Source organism: Streptomyces sp. NPDC002054 (assembly GCF_040296685.1).
Classification (GTDB): domain Bacteria; phylum Actinomycetota; class Actinomycetes; order Streptomycetales; family Streptomycetaceae; genus Streptomyces.
In genome coordinates, this window is sequence record NZ_JBEOXT010000008.1 from 181,034 (window position 1) to 202,618 (window position 21,585).

General features: G+C 73.2%; 20 protein-coding genes. 13 read left to right on the top strand and 7 right to left on the bottom strand.

Annotated features, from left to right (window positions below):
- Window positions 1-6: 6 nt before the first annotated feature.
- From ABT123_RS10080 to ABT123_RS10100, 5 genes are all read left to right on the top strand, one after another.
- Window positions 7-1,164, top strand: coding sequence for an acetyl-CoA C-acetyltransferase (locus ABT123_RS10080; protein ID WP_351311659.1), 1,158 nt, complete (start codon window positions 7-9; stop codon window positions 1,162-1,164).
- Window positions 1,165-1,324: 160 nt separating this feature from the next.
- Complete coding sequence (locus ABT123_RS10085) at window positions 1,325-1,528, top strand: cold-shock protein (RefSeq protein WP_150210372.1); 204 nt, start codon at window positions 1,325-1,327, stop codon at window positions 1,526-1,528.
- 104 nt (window positions 1,529-1,632) lie between these two features.
- Window positions 1,633-3,342 (top strand): DEAD/DEAH box helicase, encoded by a 1,710-nt coding sequence (locus ABT123_RS10090; protein WP_351311661.1) that lies wholly within the window; start codon window positions 1,633-1,635, stop codon window positions 3,340-3,342.
- Window positions 3,343-3,521: 179 nt separating this feature from the next.
- Window positions 3,522-4,352, top strand: a complete 831-nt coding sequence (locus ABT123_RS10095) for a PP2C family protein-serine/threonine phosphatase (protein WP_351311663.1) — start codon at window positions 3,522-3,524, stop codon at window positions 4,350-4,352.
- Window positions 4,353-4,399: 47 nt separating this feature from the next.
- Entirely contained in the window at window positions 4,400-5,350 is a 951-nt protein-coding gene (locus ABT123_RS10100; RefSeq protein ID WP_351311665.1) for an MASE1 domain-containing protein, read from the top strand.
- Between the two features lie 58 nt (window positions 5,351-5,408).
- Here the strand turns inward: ABT123_RS10100 and ABT123_RS10105 are convergent, their stop codons facing one another.
- Genes ABT123_RS10105 through ABT123_RS10125 form a run of 5 tightly spaced genes read right to left on the bottom strand, consistent with a single transcriptional unit; the run spans window position 5,409 to window position 9,775 of the window.
- Window positions 5,409-6,362, bottom strand: coding sequence for a tyrosine-protein phosphatase (locus tag ABT123_RS10105; protein WP_351311667.1), 954 nt, complete (start codon window positions 6,360-6,362; stop codon window positions 5,409-5,411).
- Between the two features lie 29 nt (window positions 6,363-6,391).
- Complete coding sequence (locus ABT123_RS10110; protein ID WP_351311669.1) at window positions 6,392-7,450, bottom strand: NAD(P)H-dependent flavin oxidoreductase; 1,059 nt, start codon at window positions 7,448-7,450, stop codon at window positions 6,392-6,394.
- Window positions 7,450-8,181 (bottom strand): CoA-transferase subunit beta, encoded by a 732-nt coding sequence (locus ABT123_RS10115; RefSeq protein ID WP_351311671.1) that lies wholly within the window; start codon window positions 8,179-8,181, stop codon window positions 7,450-7,452. The genes ABT123_RS10110 and ABT123_RS10115 overlap by 1 nt, the downstream gene beginning before the upstream one ends.
- Window positions 8,178-9,029 carry a CoA transferase subunit A gene (locus tag ABT123_RS10120; protein WP_351311673.1) on the bottom strand — a complete coding sequence of 284 codons (852 nt, stop codon included), beginning with the start codon at window positions 9,027-9,029 and terminating at the stop codon, window positions 8,178-8,180. The genes ABT123_RS10115 and ABT123_RS10120 overlap by 4 nt, the downstream gene beginning before the upstream one ends.
- Window positions 9,026-9,775 carry an enoyl-CoA hydratase family protein gene (locus ABT123_RS10125; protein WP_351311675.1) on the bottom strand — a complete coding sequence of 250 codons (750 nt, stop codon included), beginning with the start codon at window positions 9,773-9,775 and terminating at the stop codon, window positions 9,026-9,028. Before ABT123_RS10125 ends, ABT123_RS10120 begins: the two co-directional genes overlap by 4 nt.
- Window positions 9,776-9,831: 56 nt before the next feature.
- Here ABT123_RS10125 and ABT123_RS10130 point away from each other — a divergent pair, with 56 nt between their 5' ends.
- A complete protein-coding gene (locus ABT123_RS10130) occupies window positions 9,832-10,596 on the top strand; it encodes an SDR family oxidoreductase (RefSeq protein WP_351311677.1) in 765 nt (254 codons plus the stop codon).
- A 1-nt stretch (window position 10,597) separates the two neighbouring features.
- Entirely contained in the window at window positions 10,598-11,521 is a 924-nt protein-coding gene (locus tag ABT123_RS10135; protein ID WP_351311678.1) for an SDR family oxidoreductase, read from the top strand.
- A gap of 20 nt (window positions 11,522-11,541) precedes the next feature.
- Here the strand turns inward: ABT123_RS10135 and ABT123_RS10140 are convergent, their stop codons facing one another.
- Window positions 11,542-12,015, bottom strand: coding sequence for a MarR family winged helix-turn-helix transcriptional regulator (locus tag ABT123_RS10140; protein ID WP_351311680.1), 474 nt, complete (start codon window positions 12,013-12,015; stop codon window positions 11,542-11,544).
- A gap of 108 nt (window positions 12,016-12,123) precedes the next feature.
- On the opposite strand from ABT123_RS10140, the gene ABT123_RS10145 reads away from it, so the two are divergent.
- A complete protein-coding gene (locus ABT123_RS10145; protein WP_351311682.1) occupies window positions 12,124-13,545 on the top strand; it encodes an MFS transporter in 1,422 nt (473 codons plus the stop codon).
- 132 nt (window positions 13,546-13,677) lie between these two features.
- Here the strand turns inward: ABT123_RS10145 and ABT123_RS10150 are convergent, their stop codons facing one another.
- A complete protein-coding gene (locus tag ABT123_RS10150; protein WP_351311684.1) occupies window positions 13,678-14,616 on the bottom strand; it encodes a hypothetical protein in 939 nt (312 codons plus the stop codon).
- A gap of 107 nt (window positions 14,617-14,723) precedes the next feature.
- Here ABT123_RS10150 and ABT123_RS10155 point away from each other — a divergent pair, with 107 nt between their 5' ends.
- The 5 genes from ABT123_RS10155 to pepN all read left to right on the top strand — a co-directional run bounded on the left by ABT123_RS10155 (window position 14,724) and on the right by pepN (window position 20,673).
- The gene (locus ABT123_RS10155; protein WP_502970920.1) at window positions 14,724-15,557 is read left to right on the top strand and encodes a serine protease; all 834 of its coding nucleotides are present in this window, start codon (window positions 14,724-14,726) and stop codon (window positions 15,555-15,557) included.
- Window positions 15,558-15,708: 151 nt separating this feature from the next.
- Window positions 15,709-16,365, top strand: a complete 657-nt coding sequence (locus ABT123_RS10160) for a response regulator (RefSeq protein ID WP_351311686.1) — start codon at window positions 15,709-15,711, stop codon at window positions 16,363-16,365.
- 57 nt (window positions 16,366-16,422) lie between these two features.
- The gene (locus tag ABT123_RS10165; RefSeq protein ID WP_351311688.1) at window positions 16,423-17,583 is read left to right on the top strand and encodes a sensor histidine kinase; all 1,161 of its coding nucleotides are present in this window, start codon (window positions 16,423-16,425) and stop codon (window positions 17,581-17,583) included.
- 152 nt (window positions 17,584-17,735) lie between these two features.
- Window positions 17,736-18,083 (top strand): chorismate mutase, encoded by a 348-nt coding sequence (locus ABT123_RS10170; RefSeq protein ID WP_223837906.1) that lies wholly within the window; start codon window positions 17,736-17,738, stop codon window positions 18,081-18,083.
- Window positions 18,084-18,135: 52 nt separating this feature from the next.
- Window positions 18,136-20,673, top strand: coding sequence for an aminopeptidase N (gene pepN, locus ABT123_RS10175; protein ID WP_351311690.1), 2,538 nt, complete (start codon window positions 18,136-18,138; stop codon window positions 20,671-20,673).
- Window positions 20,674-21,585 lie beyond the last annotated feature (912 nt).

The following is a 21,585-nucleotide window of genomic DNA, read 5'->3' on the forward strand; positions in this document are numbered from 1 at the left end:
GTCGCCATGCCCGAGGCCTACATCGTCGAAGCGGTACGCACCCCCGTCGGCCGGCGCAAGGGAGGCCTGGCCGGGGTCCACCCGGCGGACCTCGGCGCGCACGTCCTGAAGGCGCTGGTCGAACGCTCGGGCGTGGACCCGGCCGCCGTCGAGGACGTGGTGTTCGGCTGCCTCGACACGGTGGGCCCGCAGGCGGGCGACATCGCGCGGACGGCCTGGCTGGCGGCGGGACTGCCGGAGGAGGTGCCGGGGGTCACCATCGACCGGCAGTGCGGTTCCTCGCAGCAGGCGGTCCACTTCGCGGCGCAGGGCGTCCTGTCCGGCACCCAGGACCTGGTGGTCGCGGGCGGCACCCAGAATATGACGATGATCCCGATCGCCTTCGCCTCGCGGCAGGCGGCCGAGCCGCTGGGCCTCACGGAAGGCCCCTACCTGGGCTCGGAAGGCTGGCGGGCCCGGTACGGGGACGCCCCGGTCAACCAGTTCCACGGGGCACAGCTGATCGCCGAGAAGTGGGGCATCTCGCGCACGGACATGGAGGAGTTCGCCCTCCGCTCCCACCGGCGGGCGGTCCGGGCCATCGACGAGGGCCGCTTCGACCGCGAGACGGTGCCGTGGGGCGAGGTCCGGGTGGACGAGGGCCCGCGCCGGGACACCACCCTGGAGAAGATGGCGGCCCTGGCACCGGTGATGGAGGGCGGCACCATCACGGCGGCGGTCTCCTCCCAGGTCTCGGACGGCGCGGCGGCCATGCTGCTGGCCTCGGAGCGGGCGGTCCGCGAACACGGGCTGACCCCGCGGGCCCGCATCCACCACCTGTCGGTGCGCGGCGAGGACCCGATCCGCATGCTGTCGGCGCCGATACCGGCGACGGCGTACGCGCTGAAGAAGACCGGCATGACGATCGGGGACATCGACCTGGTCGAGATCAACGAGGCGTTCGCCCCGGTGGTGCTGGCCTGGCTGAAGGAAACCGGCGCCGACCCGGCCAGGGTCAACGTCAACGGCGGCGCGATAGCCCTGGGCCACCCGCTGGGCGCGACGGGCGTGAAGCTGATGGCGACCCTGCTCCACGAACTGGAACGCACGGGCGGGCGCTACGGCCTCCAGACGATGTGCGAGGGCGGCGGCCAGGCCAACGTCACGATCATCGAACGCCTCTAGGGGGTCGGTGCGCGGGGTTCCCGACCGAGGTGTGCTAGCTTAGGTGCATTGCAGTTGTGGTACCCATGAACGTTATGTGCGCCTGACGGAATGATCCTCAGGCGCATTTTGTTTTCCGGCATCTCCGGATGGGACCCCACGTATCTATCAGGAGATTGCTATGGCCAACGGCACCGTGAAGTGGTTCAACTCGGAAAAGGGCTTCGGCTTCATCGAGCAGGAGGGTGGCGGCCCGGACGTGTTCGCCCACTACTCCAACATCGCCACCCAGGGCTTCCGTGAGCTCCAGGAGGGCCAGAAGGTGACCTTCGACGTCACGCAGGGCCAGAAGGGCCCGCAGGCCGAGAACATCCTGCCTGCCTGACACCTGTCGCACGGCCGGGGTCCGCATCGCCACGATGCGGGCCCCGGCTTGTCTGCTGTCTTGACTGACTGTTTCACCTGCCGGTTTCAGAAGGGCTCCCCCGCATGACCAGCTCCAGCTCCAGCTCCGCGCGTTCCGGCCGACGTCCCGTTCGGGGCCGCGGCGCTGACCAGGGACGTCCGAAGGCCGGCGCGGGCCGGTCGAAGGGCGGGAAGGGCACCTCCGCGCAGCCCGCCCGGCCGCAGGAGTTCACGATGCCCGAGACGCTGACGCCCGGGCTGCCGCCCGTGGCCGCGTTCGAGGACCTCGACATGCCCGAGGCGCTCCTGAAGACCCTCGCCGAGCAGGGCGTCACCGCCCCGTTCCCGATCCAGGCAGCCACCCTCCCGAACTCCCTCGCCGGCCGGGACCTGCTCGGCCGCGGACGCACCGGCTCCGGCAAGACCCTGGCCTTCGGCCTCGCCCTGCTGGCCCGTACGGCCGGCCGCCGGGCCGAGCCCAAGGCCCCCCTCGCCCTGGTCCTCGTACCGACCCGCGAACTCGCGCAGCAGGTCACGGACGCCCTGACCCCCTACGCCAACGGCCTGCGGCTGCGGATCACCACGGTGGTCGGCGGCATGTCGCTGAACCGGCAGGCGAGCGCCCTCAAGCGCGGCGCCGAGGTGCTGGTCGCCACGCCCGGACGGCTCGCCGACCTGATCGACCGGGGCGACGTCACCCTGGAGCGGGTGTCGGTCACCGTCCTGGACGAGGCCGACCAGATGACCGACATGGGCTTCCTGCCGCAGGTCACCAAGCTGCTGAAGCAGGTGGAGGAGGGCGGCCAGCGGCTGCTGTTCTCCGCGACCCTGGACAAGAACATCGACAAGCTCGTCAAGATGTTCCTGACCGACCCGGTCACGCACTCGGTCGACCCGTCGGCCGGCGCGGTGACCACCATGGAGCACCACGTCCTGTACGTGCTGGACGAGACCGACAAGAAGGCCGTGGCGACGAAGATAGCCGCGCGTGACGGCCGGGTGATCCTCTTCCTGGACACCAAGCGGGCGGTGGACCGCATGGTCAAGAAGCTCCTGGCCAGCGGTGTACGGGCCTCCGGCCTGCACGGCGGCCGGTCGCAGCCGCAGCGCAACCGCACCCTGGACTGGTTCAAGACGGGCGAGGTCACCGCGCTGGTCGCCACCAACGTCGCGGCCCGCGGCATCCACATCGACGACCTGGACCTGGTCGTGAACGTGGACCCGCCCACCGACCACAAGGACTACCTGCACCGGGGCGGCCGGACCGCTCGGGCGGGCGAGTCGGGCAGCGTGGTCACCCTGGTCCTGCCGGAGCAGAAGCGCGAGATGACCCGGCTGATGTCGGACGCGGGGATCCGCCCGCGCACGGCCGAGATCAAGTCCTCGGACGAGGAGCTCACCCGCCTGACCGGCGCCCGGGAGCCCTCCGGCGTCCCGATCGTCCTGGACGTCCCGCAGCCGACCCCGCCGAAGCAGGCGAAGGCCGGCTCCGGCCGGCCGTCGCGCCGCCGCGGCGCGGGTCCGGCCGCCGCCGGCTCCGGCCAGGCGCGCCGCTCCGGCGCCGAGCAGGGCTCCGGTCAGGGCGGCCGGTCCGGCGCGGGCCAGGCCCGTCGTACCGCCGGTGACCAGGCTCCGGCCCAGGGCCGCCGCAACGGCTCCGGCCAGGGCGGCTCGGCCCAGGGCCGCCGCTCCGGCGGCACCCAGGGCGGCGGCGCCTCCGGTGGCGCGGCCGGCGCCTCCTCGCGCAGCCGCATCGGCTCCGGCCGCCCCGGCCGCCGCAGCCCGGGCGCCTGACCCGCACCCCCCCCCGCAGCACCACGGCCGCCGCCCCCTCACCCGGGGCGGCGGCCGTTCGCGTACGTCCTCGTACCTGCGCGCACGCGGCGGACCGGAAATATGATGGGCGCGGGTCTTGCGCACGCCCAGGCCCGCCGGCGGAGGCAGAGGCACATGGATGTAGCGCGGAGCGGTCCGTGACCCGGCGCCGTGCCCCCGGCGGTGCCAGCGCCGAGCTCCTCAGCACGCTCGGACGGCTCACCGCCCAGGCGCGGGAGGGCGCGGAGCTGCACCATGCCCGGGTGGAACTGGCCGAGGCCCTCCAGCGCGAGATGCTGCCGTCGGCACTGCCCGTCCTGCCGGGGCTGCGGGCCGCGGCCCGGTACGCGCCCGCCCGCGACGGGCTGGACATCGGCGGCGACTGGTACGACGGATTCTCGCTCCCGGAAGGCGGGCTGGCCTTCTCCATCGGCGACGTACAGGGACACGATGTGGAGGCGGCGGCCTTCATGGGGCAGGTCCGGATGGGTCTGCGCGCGGTGGCCGCCATCGTCACCGATCCGGGCGAGGTGCTGCGCACGGCCAATGACGTCCTGCTCTCGATGGACTCCCGGCTCTTCGCCACCTGCAGCCTGCTCCGCATCCTTCCGGAGACCTGGGAGGTCGAGAGCGCGCGGGCCGGCCATGTGCCCACCATCTGGGCCACGGTCGACGGCCGGTACGGCATTTCCGAGGACGAGGGCGGTCTGCCCCTGGGCATGCTGCCCGGGTCGGAATACGCGGTGACCCGGCGCCGGCTGACCGAGGCGGGAGTTATCGTGCTGGTCACCGACGGGGTGGTCGAGGGGCCCTCGGTCCCGATCGAGGTCGGCCTGGAACGGGTGGCCCGCCTGGTCCGGGACGCTGCCGACGCCGATCCGGACGAGCTGGCCGCCGAGGTGATGAAGGTGGCCGATTCCACCGGCCACGCGGACGACGCCGCGGTGCTCGTCCTGCGCCACGACGCACCGGGCCCGCCGCTCCGGTAGCGCGTGTCGCGCTCCGCCGGGCGCGCGGGCTGTTGTCTGATGCTGGGATGCCCACCCAGGAATGGCGCCGTGTGCTCCCGACCCTCCTCGGGATCCTGGTCGTCGCCGTGGCCTACTACGGGACCGGGCGGCTGGGCCTGCGGCAGCAGGTGGTGGTGGAGGGCGCCGTGGTCACGCCCCTGTGGCCGCCCACCGGCGTCGCCCTGGCCTGCCTGCTCTGGATGGGGCTCCGGGTCTGGCCGGGGATCGCGCTGGGCACCTACCTCACCATCGAGCGGATCAGCAGCTTCGGCTTCGACGACGCCCCCATCCTGGTGGGCAACACCCTCGCTCCGGTGGTCGGGTACCTGCTGCTCCGCCGGGTCGGGTTCCACACCGGGATCGACCGGCTGCGGGACGGGCTGGCGCTGGTGTTCCTGGGCGGTCTGCTGCCGATGCTGATCAGCGCGACCATCGGGACCGCCACCCTGGTGCTCACCGGCGACCTGCCGCTGTCCGAGTTCTGGCCGGTCTGGGCGGCCTGGTGGGCCGGAGACGCGATGGGCGTACTGGTGGTGACCCCGCTGCTGCTCGTCCTGCGCCGGGCCCGGATGCCCCGGGACCCCTACCGGGTGGCCGAGGCGGTGGCCCTGGCGGCCATCGCCGTCCCCGTCACCCTGTTCGCCACCCGGACCTCCCTCTCCCTGCTGTTCCTCGTCTTCCCGCTGCTGATCTGGGCGGCCGTACGGTTCCAGCTCGCCGGCAGCGCTCCGTGCACCCTGCTCGTGTCCCTACTGGCCATCTCGGCGGCGACCGACCACGCCGGGCCGTTCGCCCAGCACACGCTCCTGGAGATCATGGTCAACCTGCAGGCCCTGAACGGGGCGGCGGCCCTGACCGGACTGCTGCTGGCCGCGCTCGTCACTGAGCAGAACGGCATCCGCCTGAAGATCGAGCAGGTGTGCGAGGACCTGGCGGAGGTGGTGCAGCGCCTGAGCCCCGGGAAGCCGGCCGACTGACGGCCGGCCGGCCCCCGGTCGCGGGTCGGGTCAGCGGTGGCGGGTCAGCGGTGGCGGGTCAGCGCACCAGCTTGTCCTGGAGCTTCACCAGGTCCCGCAGGCTCAGTCCGAGCCCCTTTGTCAGGTACCCGTAGAAGCTCCCGTACTCCGCCTCCAGCTGCGCCGTCGCCGCATCCAGATAGTCCTGCCGCACCTCCTGCAGCGGAATCAGCAGATCGGGGTTCTGCATCCGCCCCGACTGCTTCAGCCCGGCCCGGACCTGCGCGTCGTAGGCCCCGCGGAAGGTGTTCGACGCCAGGTAGTCGCGCTCGGCCGAGCTCTGCGGGACACCGAGCGCCCGCAGCAGCACGTAACTCAGCCAGCCCGTCCGGTCCTTGCCGGAGGTGCAGTGGTAGAGCATCGGACCCTGCCGGCCGTCCGCGGTCTCCCGCAGTGTCGCCGCGAACTGCGCCCGGTTCTCGGGGCTGGTCACGAAGGTGCGGTAGATGTCGCGCATGTAGGCCTCGGCGCGTCCGCCGCCGAGCATCTGTTCCTGCTTCACCGGGTCGCCGCTGCCGATCGCGCCGACCAGGGTGCCGTACAGGCCGAGGTCGCTGACCGGGCGCGAGGTGGGAGTGAGCCCGGACGGCAGCCGGTCGGCGCCGTCGTACTGGAGCTCCATGGGGATCCGGAAGTCCACGACCTTGGTGAGGCCCAGACCGGAGACCGTGGTGAGGTCCGCAGCGGTCAGCTTGCTCAGTGCATCGGAGCGGTAGACCAGCCCCTGGCGGACCTGCCCGCCCGTGTAGGTGCGGTAGCCGCCCAGGTCACGGACGTTGACCGCGCCCTGGAGAGGGATCTGACGAATCGTTTCCGCCTGGGGGTGGGCCTGGGGGTGGGGGCGGTGCTGCCGGGCCGCGGAGGCGGCCGGGCCGAGAGGCGCCTGCTCGGCGTGCGCAGCGGCGGGAAGAGTCCCGATGGCGAGCGCGGAGAGCATCACCGCGGTCGCCAGGCGGATTCGGGCACGGCTCATCTTTGACGACTCCTTGCGGAGAAGGGGGATCACCCTGGTGGAGGCAGGGTGCGGAGCGAGTGCAGTACTGCGTGTGCCTCGGCCATGACGCGGTCCACGAGCTCCGCGCACGACGGGAGATCCTCGATCACGCCCGCGACCTGGCCGGATGCCATGACACCGAGGTCCGTACGGCCCTCGACCATGGACGCCTTCAGGAGCATGGGGGTGTTGGCGGCGAGCAGGACCTGGCTCCAGGACAGGTCCTTGCCGTGTTTCATCGCCAGCCCGTCCCGGACCAGCTGCGCCCAGGACAGGCCGGAGACCTTCCGGAACCCGGCCGCATGCCGGACCGCCCGGACCAGCGCCCCGGCGCGACCCGCCCGCTCCAGGGAATCGACCAGCGGGGTACGGAGCATCCGGTGCGGCAGCCCGTCCACCGCCGTGGTGACGGTGACGTCCTTGACCCCGGCCGCCAGATACCGCGCCTTGACCGGGTCCGGGACGGTGGAGTCGGAGGTCAGCAGGAACCGGGTGCCCATGGCGACCCCGGCCGCGCCGTAGGCGAGGGCGGCGACCAGGCCGCGGCCGTCGTGGAAGCCGCCCGCGGCGACCACCGGGATGTCCACGGCGTCCACGACCTGGGGGAGGAGCACGGTGGTGGCCACGTCCCCGGTGTGACCGCCGCCCTCGCCGCCCTGCACGATCACCGCGTCGGCGCCCCAGCCCGCCACCTTCTCGGCATGCCGGCGGGCCCCGATGGACGGGATCACCACCACGCCTGCGTCCTTGAGCCGGGCGATCAGCTCCCAGGACGGCGCCAGCGCGAAGGAGGCCACCCGCACGCCCTCGTCGACGATCAGCCGCGCCCGCTCGGCCGCGTCCCCGGCGTCCGCCCGCAGATTGACCCCGAAGGGCTGCTCCGTACGGGACTTGACCTCGCGCACCGCCGACCGCAGCTGCTCCAGGGTCATGGTGGCCGAGGCCAGGATGCCCAGCGCCCCGGCGTTCGCCGTCGCCGACACCAGCCGGGGACCGGCGACCCAGCCCATTCCGGTCTGCACGATCGGATACCGGACCCCGACCAGCTTCGTGAGTGCCGTCTCCATCAGGCGGCCCGGACTTCGCGGTCCCGCAGGCCCTTGGGGTCGATCACCTCGCGGATCAGCCGCAGCTCCGCGGCCGTGGGCTCCCGGGTGTACGGGACCTCCGCCGCGACCTCCAGCTCGAACCCGGTGGCCGCCCGGACCTGCTCCACGGTGACCCCGGGATGCAGGGAGGCCAGCCGCATCCGGTGGTCGGGGGTGGCGAAGTCGAACACGCCCAGGTCGGACACCACCCGGGGCAGCCGGTGGTAGCGGGCGGCGGACGGCCCGGCCGCGGCGGCCCGGTCGTACCCGACCCCGCTGACCATGTCCACGCGTTCCACGAACACCCGGGTGGAATGCTTCGGCACCCAGTAACTGACCGGGTTGTTGAGGGTGTTGACGGGTGCCCCGCGCACGCCCAGGAGCTGGCGGGTCGGCCGCTGCCAGTCGCCGATGCAGGAGATGTTCTGGTTGCCGTACCGGTCGATCTGGCTGGCGCCCATCATCACGTGCCGCCGGCCGCCGGTCACCATCGTCAGGTGGCGGCGGTAGGGCAGCCAGCCCTCGACGGTGCCGTCCAGACCGACCAGCATGGCCTCGCCGTCGGTCAGCAGCAGATCGGGGGAGAAGGTGCGCTTGGCGAGCCGGGCCCCGAAGGCCGGGATGAGGCCCATCGGGCTGGCCAGCACCTCGCCGTTGTCGCGCCAGGCCTCGGCGCAGGCGATCACACAGTATTCGGGGCGGGTGATCACTGCTGCTCCTCGTGCCAGGCGCGGACGGCGGATTGGTAGTCGCGCTCGCCCGCTCCGGACAGGAAGCGGGCGGCGAACTCGGGCCAGGGGGTGGTGGCGTACAGCTTCTGGAAGGCCTCGTCACGTTCGTAGTCGGGAGTGCAGGAGGTGAAGTGGGCGCCGTTCGGGGTCTCCACCACGCCGGTCACGCAGTGGCGGCTGACGAGGAGGGACTGCGGGGGCCCGGCCTTGGCGAGTTCGGCGGTCTCGACCAGCTGCTCGCAGGAGACGTACGCGGCGTCGGCGGCCTCGCAGAACAGGTCGTCGAAGTAGGGGTCGGGGCCCAGATACCGGGCGTTGCCGAGGCGGTCGGCGCGGTTGAGGTGGACCAGGGCGGCGTCCATGCGCAGGGCGGGGACGGCGACGAACTCCTCGCCGTCGGCGTAGGGGGAGGTGACGGTGCGCAGCTCCGGGTTGACCCGCATGAGGTCGGAGCCGAGGCCGGCCCGGACGGGCAGGAAGGGCAGCCGGTTGGCGGCGGCGTGCAGGCCCCACATGAACATGGCCTCGTCGAGCTCGGTGAGTTGGAGGGTGCCCTGCTCGCGGGCGGCCCGGAAATGGGGTTCCAGGGGGATGGAGTCGAGGGTGGCGAAGGGGGCGACCAGCTTGCGGATGCGGCCGGCGGCGGCCAGCAGGCCGATGTCCGGGCCGCCGTACGAGATCACGGTGAGATCGGTGATCTCGGACCGGAGCAGTGCCCGCACCAGGGCCATCGGCTTGCGGCGCGAACCCCAGCCGCCGATGCCGAGGGTCATCCCGCTGTGCAGCTGCCCGACCACGTCCTCGCACGTCATGCTCTTGTCGGTCATGAACGCGGTTCCTTCCCGAAGGTGTCCCGGACCCGGTCGGCGACCCCGCTGAGGTTGGCCTCGAAGGTGAAGCCCTGCTCGAAGCGGTAGCTGCGGCGCACGTCGACGGGGTCGATGCCGTTGATGGCGGCCTTGGCCAGGCGGATCAGGTAGCCGTCCTTGCGCGCGATCTCGGCGGCCAGTTCGAGGGCCGCGGCGCGCAGTTCCCCGCGCGGGACGACCTTCCAGACCGAGCCGTGGGCGTGCAGTTCGGCGGCGGTCGCGGTGCGGGAGGTGTAGTAGAGGGCGCGCATCAGGTGCTGGGGGACCAGCCGGGCCAGATGGGTGGCGGCACCGAGGGCGCCGCGGTCCAGTTCCGGCAGTCCGAAGGTGGCGTCCTCGTCGGCCACGATCGCGTCGGCGTTGCCGGCCAGGCCGATCCCGCCGCCCAGGCAGAAGCCGTTGACGGCCGCCACCACGGGCACCTCGCATTCGTACACGGCGGCGAAGGCCTCGTAGCAGCCCCGGTTGGCGCCGATCAGGGCGCCGTGGCCGGTGTCGCGCTGCATCTCCTTGATGTCGACGCCGGCATTGAAGCCGCGGCCCTCGGCGGCCAGGACCACACACCGGGTCCCGGGGTCGCGGCCGGCGGCGCGCAGGGCGTCGGCGAGCTCGTACCAGCCCTGGACGGGAAGGGCGTTGACGGGTGGGAAGTCGACCGTGACCAGTGCGATGCCCTTGTCGGGGCTTGAGGTGGAGACACCCATGAGAGGATCAGCTACCTTTCCACCAAACATTTGTTAGGTGAGGAAGGTAGCAGCCCATGGAGCTCGACGGGAGGGTCGTTGTCGTCACCGGCGGCACCCGGGGGGTCGGCGCCGGCATCGCCCGGTCGTTCCTCGCAGCCGGCGCGGAAGTCGTCGTCTGCGCCCGCAGACCGCCGGCGGAACCGGTGTCCGCGGCGGGCCGGAAGGCCGCCTACCGGGAGGTCGACCTGCGGAACCCGGCCGCCGTGCAGGAGTTCTTCGACGCGGTCGGCGCGGCGTACGGACGGCTCGACTGCCTGGTCAACAACGCGGGCGGGACCCCGTACCGGCTGCTGGGCGAGGGCGAGGCGGAACGCCATGCGCGGGTGGTGGAACTCAATCTGCTCGCGCCGCTGACCGCCTCGCTGGCGGCGTTCGGGCACCTACGGGCGGCCCGCGGCTCGGTGCTGATGGTCGGCAGCGTCAGCGGCACCCGCCCCTCGCCGGGCACGGCGGCGTACGGGGCGGCCAAGGCGGGTCTGGAGAACCTGGCCCGCTCGATGGCCGTCGAATGGGCCCCCGAGGTACGGGTGAACACGCTGGTCCTCGGCATGGTGCGGACCGAACTCGCCCACCTCCACTACGGGGACGAGGCCGGGATCGCCGCGGTCGGGGCGACGGTCCCGCTGGGCCGGCTGGCCGAGCCGGCCGATGTGGGCGCGGCGGCGGTGTTCCTGGCCTCGGACCGGGCGGGGTACGTGAGCGGGGCGAGCCTGCTGGTGCACGGGGGCGGGGAGCGCCCCGCGTTTCTGGATGCGGCAACTGTCAACAAGGAGAGCTGAGATGACCGAGACTCCAGCGGGAATGTGCGAAGGCCGGGTCGTGATCGTGACGGGTGCGGGCCGGGGGCTGGGCCGGGCCCATGCGAAGGCGTTCGCGGCCGAGGGCGCCCAGGTCGTGGTCAACGACCTGGGGGTGGGCCCGGACGGGGGCGGCTCCTCCGGCGGCCCGGCCCAGGAGGTGGTGGCGGAGATCCTCGCGGCGGGCGGCTCGGCCGTGGCGCACGGCGGGGACATCGCCACCGGCGCGGGCGCGGCCTCGCTGATCGCCTGCGCGGTCGACACGTACGGCCGGCTGGACACCCTGGTCAACAACGCGGGGTTCCTGCGCGACCGGATGCTCGTCAACCTGGACGAGGACGACTGGGACGCGGTGATGCGGGTCCACCTCAAGGGGCACTTCCTGCCGCTTCGGGAGGCGGCGGCCTGGTGGCGGTCCGAGGCGAAGGCGGGGCGCGAGGCGGCGGCCCGGGTGGTCAACACCTCCTCGGGGGCGGGCCTGCTGGGCTCGGTGGGGCAGGGCAACTACAGCGCGGCGAAGGCCGGCATCGTGGGGCTGACCCTGGTGGCGGCTGCCGAGATGGGCCGGTACGGGGTCCAGGTCAACGCGATCGCCCCGGCCGCCCGCACCCGGATGACCGAGCGGACCTTCGCGGAGACGATGGCGGCGCCGGCGGACGGCGCCTTCGACGCGATGGCCCCGGAGAACGTCTCGCCCCTGGTCGTCTGGCTGGGCTCCGCGGCCTCGGCCGGGGTCACGGGGCGGGTCTTCGAGACGGAGGGCGGCCGGATCACGGTGATGCAGGGCTGGCACCCGGGCCCGACGGCGGACCGCGGCTCCCGCTGGACCCCGGCGGAGGCGGGCGAGGTCACGCTGAAACTGCTGGCGGACGCAGAGCCCCCGCTGCCGGTGTACGGGGCGCGCTAGGCCCTGTCCGGGGGGCGGGGTCAGGACTCCGAGAGGCGGGCTGCCGCGCGGAGCTGGCGTTCGTTGGAGCCGCGGAAGAAGCGGATCACCGTCTCCAGCTCCTCCGTGGTGAACTCCTCGCACAGCTCCGCGACTTCGCGGGCCCAGTCCGCGTACACCGGGGCCAGCTCGTGCATCTTCTCCGGCCGGACCTCGACCAGCACCCGGCGCTTGTCCGTCGGGTGCTTGACCCGGCGCACGTAGCCCTTCTGCTCCAGCCGGTCCACCAGGCCCGTCACCGAGGCCGGGGCCAGGCCCGAGTGCTGGGCGAGCTCCTTGGCGGTGAGCGGGCCGTTGCGCTGGAGCAGGTCGAGGGTCTTGGTCTCGGTCGCGCCGAGGCCGCGCCGCTCGGCCACCGCAGTGTGGAACATGACCGTCACCGCGCTGGTCTCCCGGCCGGCCCGGTTGAGCTCCTCCAGTACCGCGGCCCGGTGCGCCTGCGCTTCTTCGCTCATGGGGCCATCGTACCAAGTATTTAGTTCGCCCGAACGAAAGACTTGCGATCAGGGAAGGGTGGGTGTCAGTCTTTCGTTCGTCCGAACGAAAGACTTTGGGAGCCCGCCATGCCCTCATCGCATCCTGTGTCCGCACACCCGCGCCGCTGGGCCGCCGCCGTCGTCATGATGGTCGCCGCGCTCATGGACCTGCTCGACGTCACCATCGTCAACGTCGCCCTGCCCTCCATGGGCCGCGAGCTGCACGCCTCCGAAAGCGCCCTGCAGTGGATCGTCTCCGCCTACCTGCTCGGCTTCGCCGCCACCCTGATCGTCTCCGGCCACCTCGGCGACCGGTACGGCCGCAAGGCGCTCTTCCTGGCCGGCACCGCCGGCTTCGGACTGGCCGGCCTCGCCTGCGGCATAGCCCAGAGCCCCGGGCAGCTGATCGCCGCCCGGGCCCTCCAGGGGATCACCGCCGCCCTGCTGATGCCGCAGGTCCTCGGCTCCTTCCGGACCCTCTTCCACGGCAGGGAACGCGGGGCCGTCTTCGGCCTGTACGGGGCCGTCGCCGGCTTCGCCTCCGCCATCGGCCTGCTGCTCGGCGGCCTGCTCACCGACGCGGACCTGTTCGGCTGGGGCTGGCGGTCGGTGTTCCTCGTCAATGTGCCGGTGGCCCTCCTGACGCTGGTCGCCGGCGCGGTCCTGGTCCCCGCCACCCGTGAGCGCGGCGCCGGCCGCCCCGACCTCCTCGGCAGCCTGGTCCTTGCCGCCGGACTCGTGGCCATCGTGCTCCCGCTCGTCCAGGGGCAGTCCAACGGCTGGCCGCTGTGGGGCTGGCTGTGCCTGGCCGCCGGCGTGCTGGCCGTCACCGGGCTCGGCGTCCTGGAGGCCCGCCGGCGCGGCGGCGCCATCGCCCCGCTGCTGCCCGCCCGGGCCTTCCGCCTGCCGGCCTTCTCGCTGGGCCTCGCCGTCCAACTGCTCTTCGCCGTCGGCATGCAGGGCTTCTTCCTGATCTTCGCGCTCTGGCTGCAGGGCGGCGAGGGCTACACCCCGATGCAGGCCGGGCTGGTCACCGTCGCCTTCTCGGTCGGCGGCTTCCTCACCGCACCCGTCGCCGATACCCTCGCCGCCCGCCATGGACGCCTGGTCCTCGCCGCCGGCGCCCTGCTGATGGCGGGTGGCTTCGCCGGGGTCTGGTACGCCGTCACCCGGTCCGGCGACGCCACCCACACCGGCGCCTGGCCGCTGGTCCCCGGCCTGCTGATCGCCGGTGCCGGGCTCGGCTTCCTGGTGGTCCCGCTGGTCAACGTGGTGCTCTCGGCCGTGCCCGCGGAGATCGCGGGCGGCGCGTCCGGGATCTTCTCCACCGCCCAGCAGTTCGGCGGGGCGCTGGGGGCGGCGGTGATCGGCACGGTGTTCTTCGGGGCGCTGGGGGAGGGCGGGCCGAGCCGTGCGATGGCCGCGGCGATGCCCTGGGTGACGGCGGGCTTCGTCCTCTGCGCCGTCCTCTGCCTCACGCTGCCCCGCCGCGCCCTCGCCCGCACGTAGCCAACCCGCAGGAAACGACTCGGGCCCGGCCCCCTGGCGAGGGGTCGGGTCCGATGCCTGATCTGTGCGATGCGGGTCTTCTACCCACTGCGCCCCTTCGCTGAACCGAAGCAGGCGGGGGTTTCCGGCCGTTCAGGTGTCGCAGTCCAGGACGGTGCCGCAGAGCGCGCAGCGGGCCCGGAGCCGCCCGCGGACCGGGACCCGGACCCGCTGCTCGCACACCGGGCAGGGGAAGCTGACCCGCAGCTCAGCCCCGGCGCCCTCGAAGCGGTACGGCGCCCCATCCGGGGCTGCCGCCGCCCCGGCCCGCCGGGCCCGCGCGTACCGCCGGCGCGCCACCGGGCCGGCCGCGGCCAGCGGGGGCCGCTGCCGGTCCCGCCGCGCGAGGGCGGCTCCGCGGACGTACGCCTCGTACGCCTGCGGGCTGGTGAACAGCACGGACGGGTCGGCGGCGGGCCCGAAGAACGCGGCCCGCTTGGCGAGGACGTACCCGAACTCCTCCGGGGTGAGGTAGCCGAGCTTCTGGTGGCCGAGGGCGTCCTCCCGGTAGGCGTCGAGCAGCAGCCAGCCGGCCCCCAGGTAGGCGGCGGCGGTGTCGGTGAGGATCTCGTCGGCCGGGGTGCCATCGGCGTCGGCGTCGGCGCCGGTGCCGGTGCCGGTGCCGGGGAAGTGCAGGCCCAGCCGGTGCAGCAGCACGTGGGTGACCTCGTGGGCGAGGGCCGCGGCGAGATCCCGCCGGTGGGTCCGGAACCGGTCGTTGACCTCGATGAAGTACTCGGGGCCGGCGGTGAGTTCGACGGTGGCGGCCTCCGCCATGGACCGGTAGGCGATGACCATCCGGGCATCGGGCAGCTGCAGGTGGCGGACGACCGCGGCGGCCACCCGCTGGGCGCCCAGGTACAGGTCGTCGGAGTCGGTGAAGGCGGCGTCGGCCGGGGCGAATCCGGTGGCGTAGGCCTGGATGCCGTCCCGGGACAGCCGCCGGTGCAGGGCGGTGAGGGCCGCCCGGACGGTCGCCAGATGCGGAAACCCGTGCTCGACAGGGCTGTTCCGCCCGCGGTTCTGCGTCATGCCGCCCCCCGGACCGGAAACCTTGCCGGAGATTGGCCAAAAACACCGTCTTGTTGGCGCACCGCCGGTTGTTGTGACATGGACCCGTCAGAAACGTCATTCACCCGATGACGTGCACACGCACGAACCGCACGGCCCAACCCCCCACGAAAGGCAGCGTGTTCACCGTGTCCTACACCCGCTTCCTCAAGCGTTCCCTCGCCGCCGGCGCCATAGCCCTGGCCGCCGTCAGCCTCCAGCCCGGCACCGCCAGCGCCGGTACCGCCCCGGTCGTCGGCGGCACCCGCGCCGCCCAGGGCGAGTTCCCCTTCATGGTCCGCCTCTCCATGGGCTGTGGCGGCGCCCTCTACACCCAGCAGATCGTCCTCACCGCAGCCCACTGCGTCGGCGCCAGCGGCAACAACACCTCCATCACCGCCACCGCCGGCGTCGTGGACCTCAACAGCGGGAGCGCCATCAAGGTCAAGTCCACCAAGGTGCTCCGCGCCCCCGGCTACAACGGCTCCGGCAAGGACTGGGCCCTCATCAAACTCGCCCAGCCGATCAACCTGCCCACCCTCAAGATCGCCGAGACCACCCAGTACAACAACGGCACCTTCACCGTCGCCGGCTGGGGAGCTGCCCGCGAGGGCGGCGGCCAGCAGCGCTACCTGTTGAAGGCCACCGTGCCCTTCGTCTCCGACGCCGACTGCCAGGCCGCCTACAGCGGCGACATCATCCCCGGCGAGGAGATCTGCGCCGGCCTGCTCGACCAGGGCGGCGTCGACACCTGCCAGGGCGACTCCGGCGGCCCCATGTTCCGCCGCGACAACGCCGGCGCCTGGATCCAGGTCGGCATCGTCAGCTGGGGCATCGGCTGCGCCCGCCCCGACTACCCCGGCGTCTACACCGAGGTGTCCACCTTCGCCACCGCCATCAAGAACGCCGCGGCCACGCTGTAACGGCACACCCGCCTCGTCTTTCCGACCGGTCCCGGACCGGCCGGAAAGACGAGGCATCCCGCTCCGCGGTTGCGGGCCACACCCAGGCCCGGTCCCATGGGAAGGATCCGAAGGATCCAGAGGCACCGGGCGACAGTGGGGCAGGCAGCGCATGACGATCAGCGTGGTCATCGCGGACGACCAGGCCATGGTCAGAACCGGCTTCCGGATGATCCTGGAGAGCCAGCCCGACATCACCGTCCTCGCCGACGTCGTGGACGGCGAGGCCGCTCTCGCCGCCGTCGAGGAACACCGGCCGGACGTCCTCCTCCTCGACATCCGCATGCCGAAACTGGACGGCCTCGAAGTCACCCGCCGCCTCGCCGGCCGCAGCAGCACACCCCGCATCGTCATCGTCACCACCTTCGACCTCGACGAGTACGTCCACGCGGCGCTCCACGGCGGAGCCTCCGGCTTCCTCCTGAAGGACGCCAGCCCGGCCATGCTGGTTGAAGCGGTCCGGGCCGCCGCCGTCGGCGACTCCCTGGTGTCACCGGCCATCACCGTCCGCCTGCTCCGCGAGATGGCCCCCCGCACTCCGGCCGCCGCCGCCCGACACCCCGCCGAACCCCTCACGGAACGCGAGCGCGAGGTCGTACGCTGCCTCGCCCGCGGCCTCACCAACGCCGAGATCGCCGGGGAGCTGTACGTCTCGCTCTCCACCGTCAAGACCCACCTGGCCAACGTGCAGGTCAAACTCGGCGCCCGCAACCGCGTCGAGATCGCCGCCTGGGCCTGGGAGAGCGGCCTGGCCGCGACCACCCTCTGAGCCCATGAGCCCCATGAGCCCGATGAACCCGATCAGCCCGCTGAGCCCCGCGATCCCATGAGCCCCCTCGCCGGCTGGGCCCGACGCCACCCCCGCGCCGCCACGTGCGCCCGCGTCGCCCTCACCGCGGTCCTCCTCGGCCTGGTCACCCTCGAAGGCATCCTCCTCGCCCGCCAGCCGACCTTCCCCCACGCCGTCGTCTGGACCTCCGGCCTCCTCGTCTGCCTCAGCGCCGTTCCCTGGCCGGGGCTGTCCCTGATCCGCCGGGCCGCCTTCGCCGCCGCCGTCACCTGGACCACCACCCTCACCCTCATCCTCACCAACCGCCCCATCGTGGTCTGGGGCATCGGCGAGGCCGTCGCCCTCCTCGTCCTCCTCAGCGGAGTCCTGCTGCGCGCCCCCACCCGCACCGCCGCCGTCCTCGGCCCGCTCCTCGGCCTCGGCTGCATGGCCGTACCCGTCCGCGACGTCGACCCCGGCCGCTTCTCCCTCCTCTTCTCCGTCCTCACCGTGGTCGTCGGCGGCTACTCCCTCCTCCTGCGGCTCCAGGCCGCCCAGCGCGTCCGCGATCTCCACGCCGTACGCACCGCCGAACGCCTGGAGCTGGCCCGCGAGCTCCACGACCTGGTCGCCCACCACGTCACCGGCATCGTCGTCGAGGCCCGCGCCGCCCGCTTCACCCAGGTGGCCGCCGACCCGGACCCCGCCCGCGCCGACGCGATCTTCGCCCGCATCGAACGGGCCGGAGACGAGGCACTCGGCTCCATGCGCCGCCTGGTCAAGGTCCTCCGCGAAGAGGAGGGCCCGGCCGGCACCGCCCCCGTCGCCGGCCTCCAGGAGCTCCGCGAGCTCGCCGAACGGTTCTCCGCCACCGGCCCGCCCGTGGTCCTCTCCATCGAGAACGGCCTGGACGCCCGACTGCCCGCCGAGGTCGCCGCCACCGCCCACCGCATCGTCCTCGAAGCCCTCACCAACATCGCCAAGCACGCCGCCACCGCCACCGCCGTCCGGATCGGCCTGCGCACCGTCCCGGCCGGCCTGGAGGTACGCATCGCCGACGACGGCGGTCGCCCGGCCCGCCTCTCCGACCAGGCCCGCGGCGGCGGCTACGGCCTGGCAGGCATGACCGAACGCGCCGAGGCCATGGGCGGCTCCCTCACGGCCGGCCCGACCCCCGAAGGCGGCTGGACGGTCACGGCCGTCCTCCCACTCACCTGACCGCCGGGACGCCCGTACGGACGACCACGGGGACAGCCGCCCCGGACGGCCCTGACCGGCCAAGAGCCCGCCTCGCCCACCGCTCGAGGAAGCCGTCTCACAGACCGGCCGGACACGAAACCCCCCGGCCCGGCCACGTAAGCTCGGGAACCATGAACAGCAGCGACGACGTGATTGCCGAGGCCCTCACCGCCGAGGACCTGACCGCCCCCGAGGTGGTCGCCGAACTGGCCCGCCTCCGGGACAGCATCGACAACATCGACGCGGCCGTGGTCTACATGCTCGCCGAACGCTTCAAGTGCACCCAGCAGGTCGGCCACCTCAAGGCCCGGCACCAGCTGCCCCCCGCCGACCCCGGCCGCGAGGCCCGCCAGATCGCCCGGCTGCGCCAGCTCGCCGAGAACGCCAAACTCGACCCGGCCTTCGCCGAGAAGCTCCTGAACTTCATCATCGCCGAGGTCATCCGCCACCACGAGACGATCGCTGCGGGCGAAGAATAAGGCGTCCGGAGGCCCCTGTGGCCCGGCCGCTCCGTCGGGCAGCATGGGCCCCATGCCCGTACTGACGCGCAACGAAGCGCACCACCGTGCTCAGCTCCTCGACGTCCACCGCTACACGGTCACCCTCGACCTGACCGGCGGAGACACGACCTTCGACTCCACCACCGTCATCCGCTTCACCACACGCGCAGCGGGCGACACCTTCGTCGAACTGAAACCCGAAGAGCTGCGCTCCGCCACCCTCGACGGCAACCCCGTCGACCCGGCGACCCTCACCGACAACCGGCTGCCCCTCACCGGCCTCACCGAGGGCCCGCACGAGCTGCGCGTCGACACCCGCATGCGCTACTCGCACACCGGCGAGGGCATGCACCGCTTCACCGACCCGGCGGACGACCGGACGTACGTCTACACCCAGATGTTCATGGACGACGTCCAGCGCGTGTTCGCCGCCTTCGACCAGCCCGACCTCAAGGCCGTCTTCGAGTTCACCGTCACCGCCCCGGCCGGCTGGACCGTCCTCGCCAACGGCATCACCGAACACACCGGCACCCGCGACACCGACGGCGCCGGCATCTGGCAGTCCGCCGCCACCCCCGTCATCTCCACCTACCTGGCCGCCGTCGCCGCCGGCCCCTGGCACTCGGTGACCACCGAACACGCCGGACTGCCCTTCGGCATCCACTGCCGCCAGTCCCTGGCCCCCCACCTGGACACCGACGCCGAGGAAATCCTCACCGTCACCAAGGCCTGCTTCGACCGCTACCAGCAGAAATTCACCGAGCCCTACCCCTTCGACTCCTACGACCAGGCCTTCGTCCCCGAATTCAACGCCGGCGCCATGGAAAACCCCGGCCTCGTCACCTTCCGCGACGAGTTCATCTTCCGCTCGGCCGTCACCGACACCGAGCGCCAGACCCGCGCCATGGTCATCTCCCACGAAATGGCCCACATGTGGTTCGGCGACCTCGTCACCCTCCGCTGGTGGGACGACATCTGGCTGAACGAGTCCTTCGCCGAATACATGGGCTACCAGACCGCCGCCGAAGCCACCCGCTTCACCGGCGCCTGGACCGAATTCGGCATCACCCGCAAGGCCTGGGGATACGACGCCGACCAGCGGCCCTCCACCCACCCCGTCGCCCCCGACCCCGACGGAGTCCCCGACACCGCCGCCGCCCTCCTCAACTTCGACGGCATCTCCTACGCCAAGGGCGCCTCCGCGCTCCGCCAGCTCGTCGCCTGGCTCGGCGAGAAGGACTTCCTGGCCGGCATCAACACCCACTTCGCCCGCCACAAATTCGCCAACGCCTCCCTCGCCGACTTCGTCGACTCGCTGGCCGCCCACACCGACCGCGACGTCCACGCCTGGGCCGAGACCTGGCTCCGCACCACCGGCATCGACACCCTCACCCCCCGGGTCCAGGAGAGCACCGGAGGCTGGACCCTCACCGTCGACCGCAACGGCAGCCGGCCGCACCGCATCACCGCCGGCCTGTACGACCGCACCCCCGACGCCAGGCTGGAACTCCGCGAGCACCTCGACCTCGACGTCCCCTCCGACGAGATCATCTCCGCCGCCGGACCCCGCCCCGCACTCCTCCTCCTCAACGACGGCGACCTCGGCTACGCCAAGATCCGCTTCGACGAGACCTCCGCAGAAACGGCCCTGCGCTCGCTCTCGGCCATCCCCGACCCGCTCACCCGCGCCGTCGTGTGGAACGCCCTCCGTGACATGGTCCGCGACGGCGAACTCGACCCCGCCGCCTACCTGGAGACCGCCCACGCGCACCTCCCGGCGGAGACCGACCTCGCCATCGTCCAGGGCGTCCTCGGCTTCGCCCGCACCCAGATCGCCGACCGCTACCTCCCCGCCACCGACCGCCCGGCGGCGCTGACCCTCATCACTTCCATCGCCCGCGCCCTGATCCGCCGTACGGAAGGCCTGACCTCGGAGGACTGGACCAGCACGGCCACCACCTCCGGCACCGAACCGGGGCTCCGCCTCGCCGCGGTCCGCACCTTCATCGACAGCGCCACCCAGCCCGACACCATCGCCGCCTGGCTGGCCGACGGCACCGTCACCGGCGGCCCCGAACTCGACCCCGAGCTGCGCTGGCGCATCCTCGCCCGGCTCGCCGTCCTCGGCGCGATCGGCGAACCCGACATCGCCGAAGCCCTCGCCGCCGACCCCAGCGCCACCGGCCAGGAAGGCGCGGCCCGCTGCCGGGCCGCCCTGCCCGACGAGGCGGCCAAGGCCGCCGCCTGGAACCGCATGTTCCACGACGACACCCTGTCCAACTACCTGTTCGCCGCCACCGCCCAGGGCTTCTGGCAGCCCGAACAGTCCGACCTCGTCCGCTCCTACGTCCCCCGCTTCTACCCCGACGCGGTCGCCCTCGCCGCCCGCCGCGGCCCCGCCATCGCCGAAGCGGCGGGCCGCCACGCGTTCCCGGCATACGCCATCGACGAGGACAACCTCCAGCTGGCCCGCACCTGCCTGAAGCAGGACGACGTCCTCCCCCTCCTCCGCCGCAAACTCACCGACCACCTGGACGACCTCACCCGCGCCATGCGTACCCGCCGCTGACCCCTGGGGGGGGGGGCCGGGGCGAAGCCCCGCTCTCGGTTCCGGGGCGAAGCCCCAGAAGGCTTGCCGGGCGCAGCCCGTGCAACCCGCGGGGCCCGGGGCGGAGCCCCGCATCGGTCCCGGGCGGAGCCCGGCACGGGCCGCCAGGCGGGGGCCGGGCGCTGGCCCGGGGCGGGGCCCGCCTCCTGCGAGGGCTGCGGGCCGGAGCCCGGGCAGCCCGCGGGGTCCGGGGCGGAGCCCCGTATCGGTTCCGGGCGGAGCCCGGGGTGGGCCGCCGGGCGGAGCCCCGGCGCTGGCCCGGGGCGGGCGCGCCCCGGTAAGGCTGCCGGGCGCCCACCGGGGTCGGGGGCCGAGCCCCCATCGGGTTTCCGGGCGAAGCTCGGGACAGGCCCCGGGCGGAGCCCCCGGAAAGGGCGCTGGGCGGAAGCCCGAGCACCCACCGGGGTCCGGGGCGGAGCCCCGCATCGGTTCCGGGCGGAGCCCGGGCACAGGCCCGGGGCGGAGCCCCGGTAAGGGCCGCCAGGTGCCCACCGAGGTCGGGGGGCGAAGCCCCGCATTGGGTTTCCGGGCGGAGCCCGGGGTGGGCCACCGGGCGGGGGCCGGGCGCGCACCGGGGTGCGGGGCGGAGCCCCGTGTCGGTTCCGGGCGGAGCCCGGGGTGGGCCACCGGGGCGCGCCCCGGCACAGGCCCGGGGTGTGCCCCGGTAAGGGCCGCCGGGCGGAGCCCTGGCGGTTCGGGGGGCCGGGGGCGGAGTCCCCGGTTTCGGGAAGGGGCGGGGTGGGGGAGGGCTCCGCGCAGCGGGACCCCCGCCGGGGCCGACCGGATGGCCGGAACCCGCGGTTACCTCCACCCCCACCCACTCGTTGCACCAAACGGGGCCCCCACCCCACCCCGCCCGCCCCCGAGGACGAC

Coding starts and splice junctions, on each gene's coding strand:
- ABT123_RS10160 (WP_351311686.1), top strand. CDS start 15,709: ATGACGATCAGCGTGGTCATCGCGGACGACCAGGCCATGGTCAGAACC.
- ABT123_RS10145 (WP_351311682.1), top strand. CDS start 12,124: ATGCCCTCATCGCATCCTGTGTCCGCACACCCGCGCCGCTGGGCCGCC.
- pepN (WP_351311690.1), top strand. CDS start 18,136: ATGCCCGTACTGACGCGCAACGAAGCGCACCACCGTGCTCAGCTCCTC.
- ABT123_RS10125 (WP_351311675.1), bottom strand. CDS start 9,775: ATGGGTGTCTCCACCTCAAGCCCCGACAAGGGCATCGCACTGGTCACG.
- ABT123_RS10155 (WP_502970920.1), top strand. CDS start 14,724: ATGACGTGCACACGCACGAACCGCACGGCCCAACCCCCCACGAAAGGC.
- ABT123_RS10135 (WP_351311678.1), top strand. CDS start 10,598: ATGACCGAGACTCCAGCGGGAATGTGCGAAGGCCGGGTCGTGATCGTG.
- ABT123_RS10130 (WP_351311677.1), top strand. CDS start 9,832: ATGGAGCTCGACGGGAGGGTCGTTGTCGTCACCGGCGGCACCCGGGGG.
- ABT123_RS10080 (WP_351311659.1), top strand. CDS start 7: ATGCCCGAGGCCTACATCGTCGAAGCGGTACGCACCCCCGTCGGCCGG.
- ABT123_RS10090 (WP_351311661.1), top strand. CDS start 1,633: ATGACCAGCTCCAGCTCCAGCTCCGCGCGTTCCGGCCGACGTCCCGTT.
- ABT123_RS10100 (WP_351311665.1), top strand. CDS start 4,400: ATGCCCACCCAGGAATGGCGCCGTGTGCTCCCGACCCTCCTCGGGATC.
- ABT123_RS10085 (WP_150210372.1), top strand. CDS start 1,325: ATGGCCAACGGCACCGTGAAGTGGTTCAACTCGGAAAAGGGCTTCGGC.
- ABT123_RS10140 (WP_351311680.1), bottom strand. CDS start 12,015: ATGAGCGAAGAAGCGCAGGCGCACCGGGCCGCGGTACTGGAGGAGCTC.
- ABT123_RS10105 (WP_351311667.1), bottom strand. CDS start 6,362: ATGAGCCGTGCCCGAATCCGCCTGGCGACCGCGGTGATGCTCTCCGCG.
- ABT123_RS10170 (WP_223837906.1), top strand. CDS start 17,736: ATGAACAGCAGCGACGACGTGATTGCCGAGGCCCTCACCGCCGAGGAC.
- ABT123_RS10150 (WP_351311684.1), bottom strand. CDS start 14,616: ATGACGCAGAACCGCGGGCGGAACAGCCCTGTCGAGCACGGGTTTCCG.
- ABT123_RS10165 (WP_351311688.1), top strand. CDS start 16,423: ATGAGCCCCCTCGCCGGCTGGGCCCGACGCCACCCCCGCGCCGCCACG.
- ABT123_RS10120 (WP_351311673.1), bottom strand. CDS start 9,029: ATGACCGACAAGAGCATGACGTGCGAGGACGTGGTCGGGCAGCTGCAC.
- ABT123_RS10110 (WP_351311669.1), bottom strand. CDS start 7,450: ATGGAGACGGCACTCACGAAGCTGGTCGGGGTCCGGTATCCGATCGTG.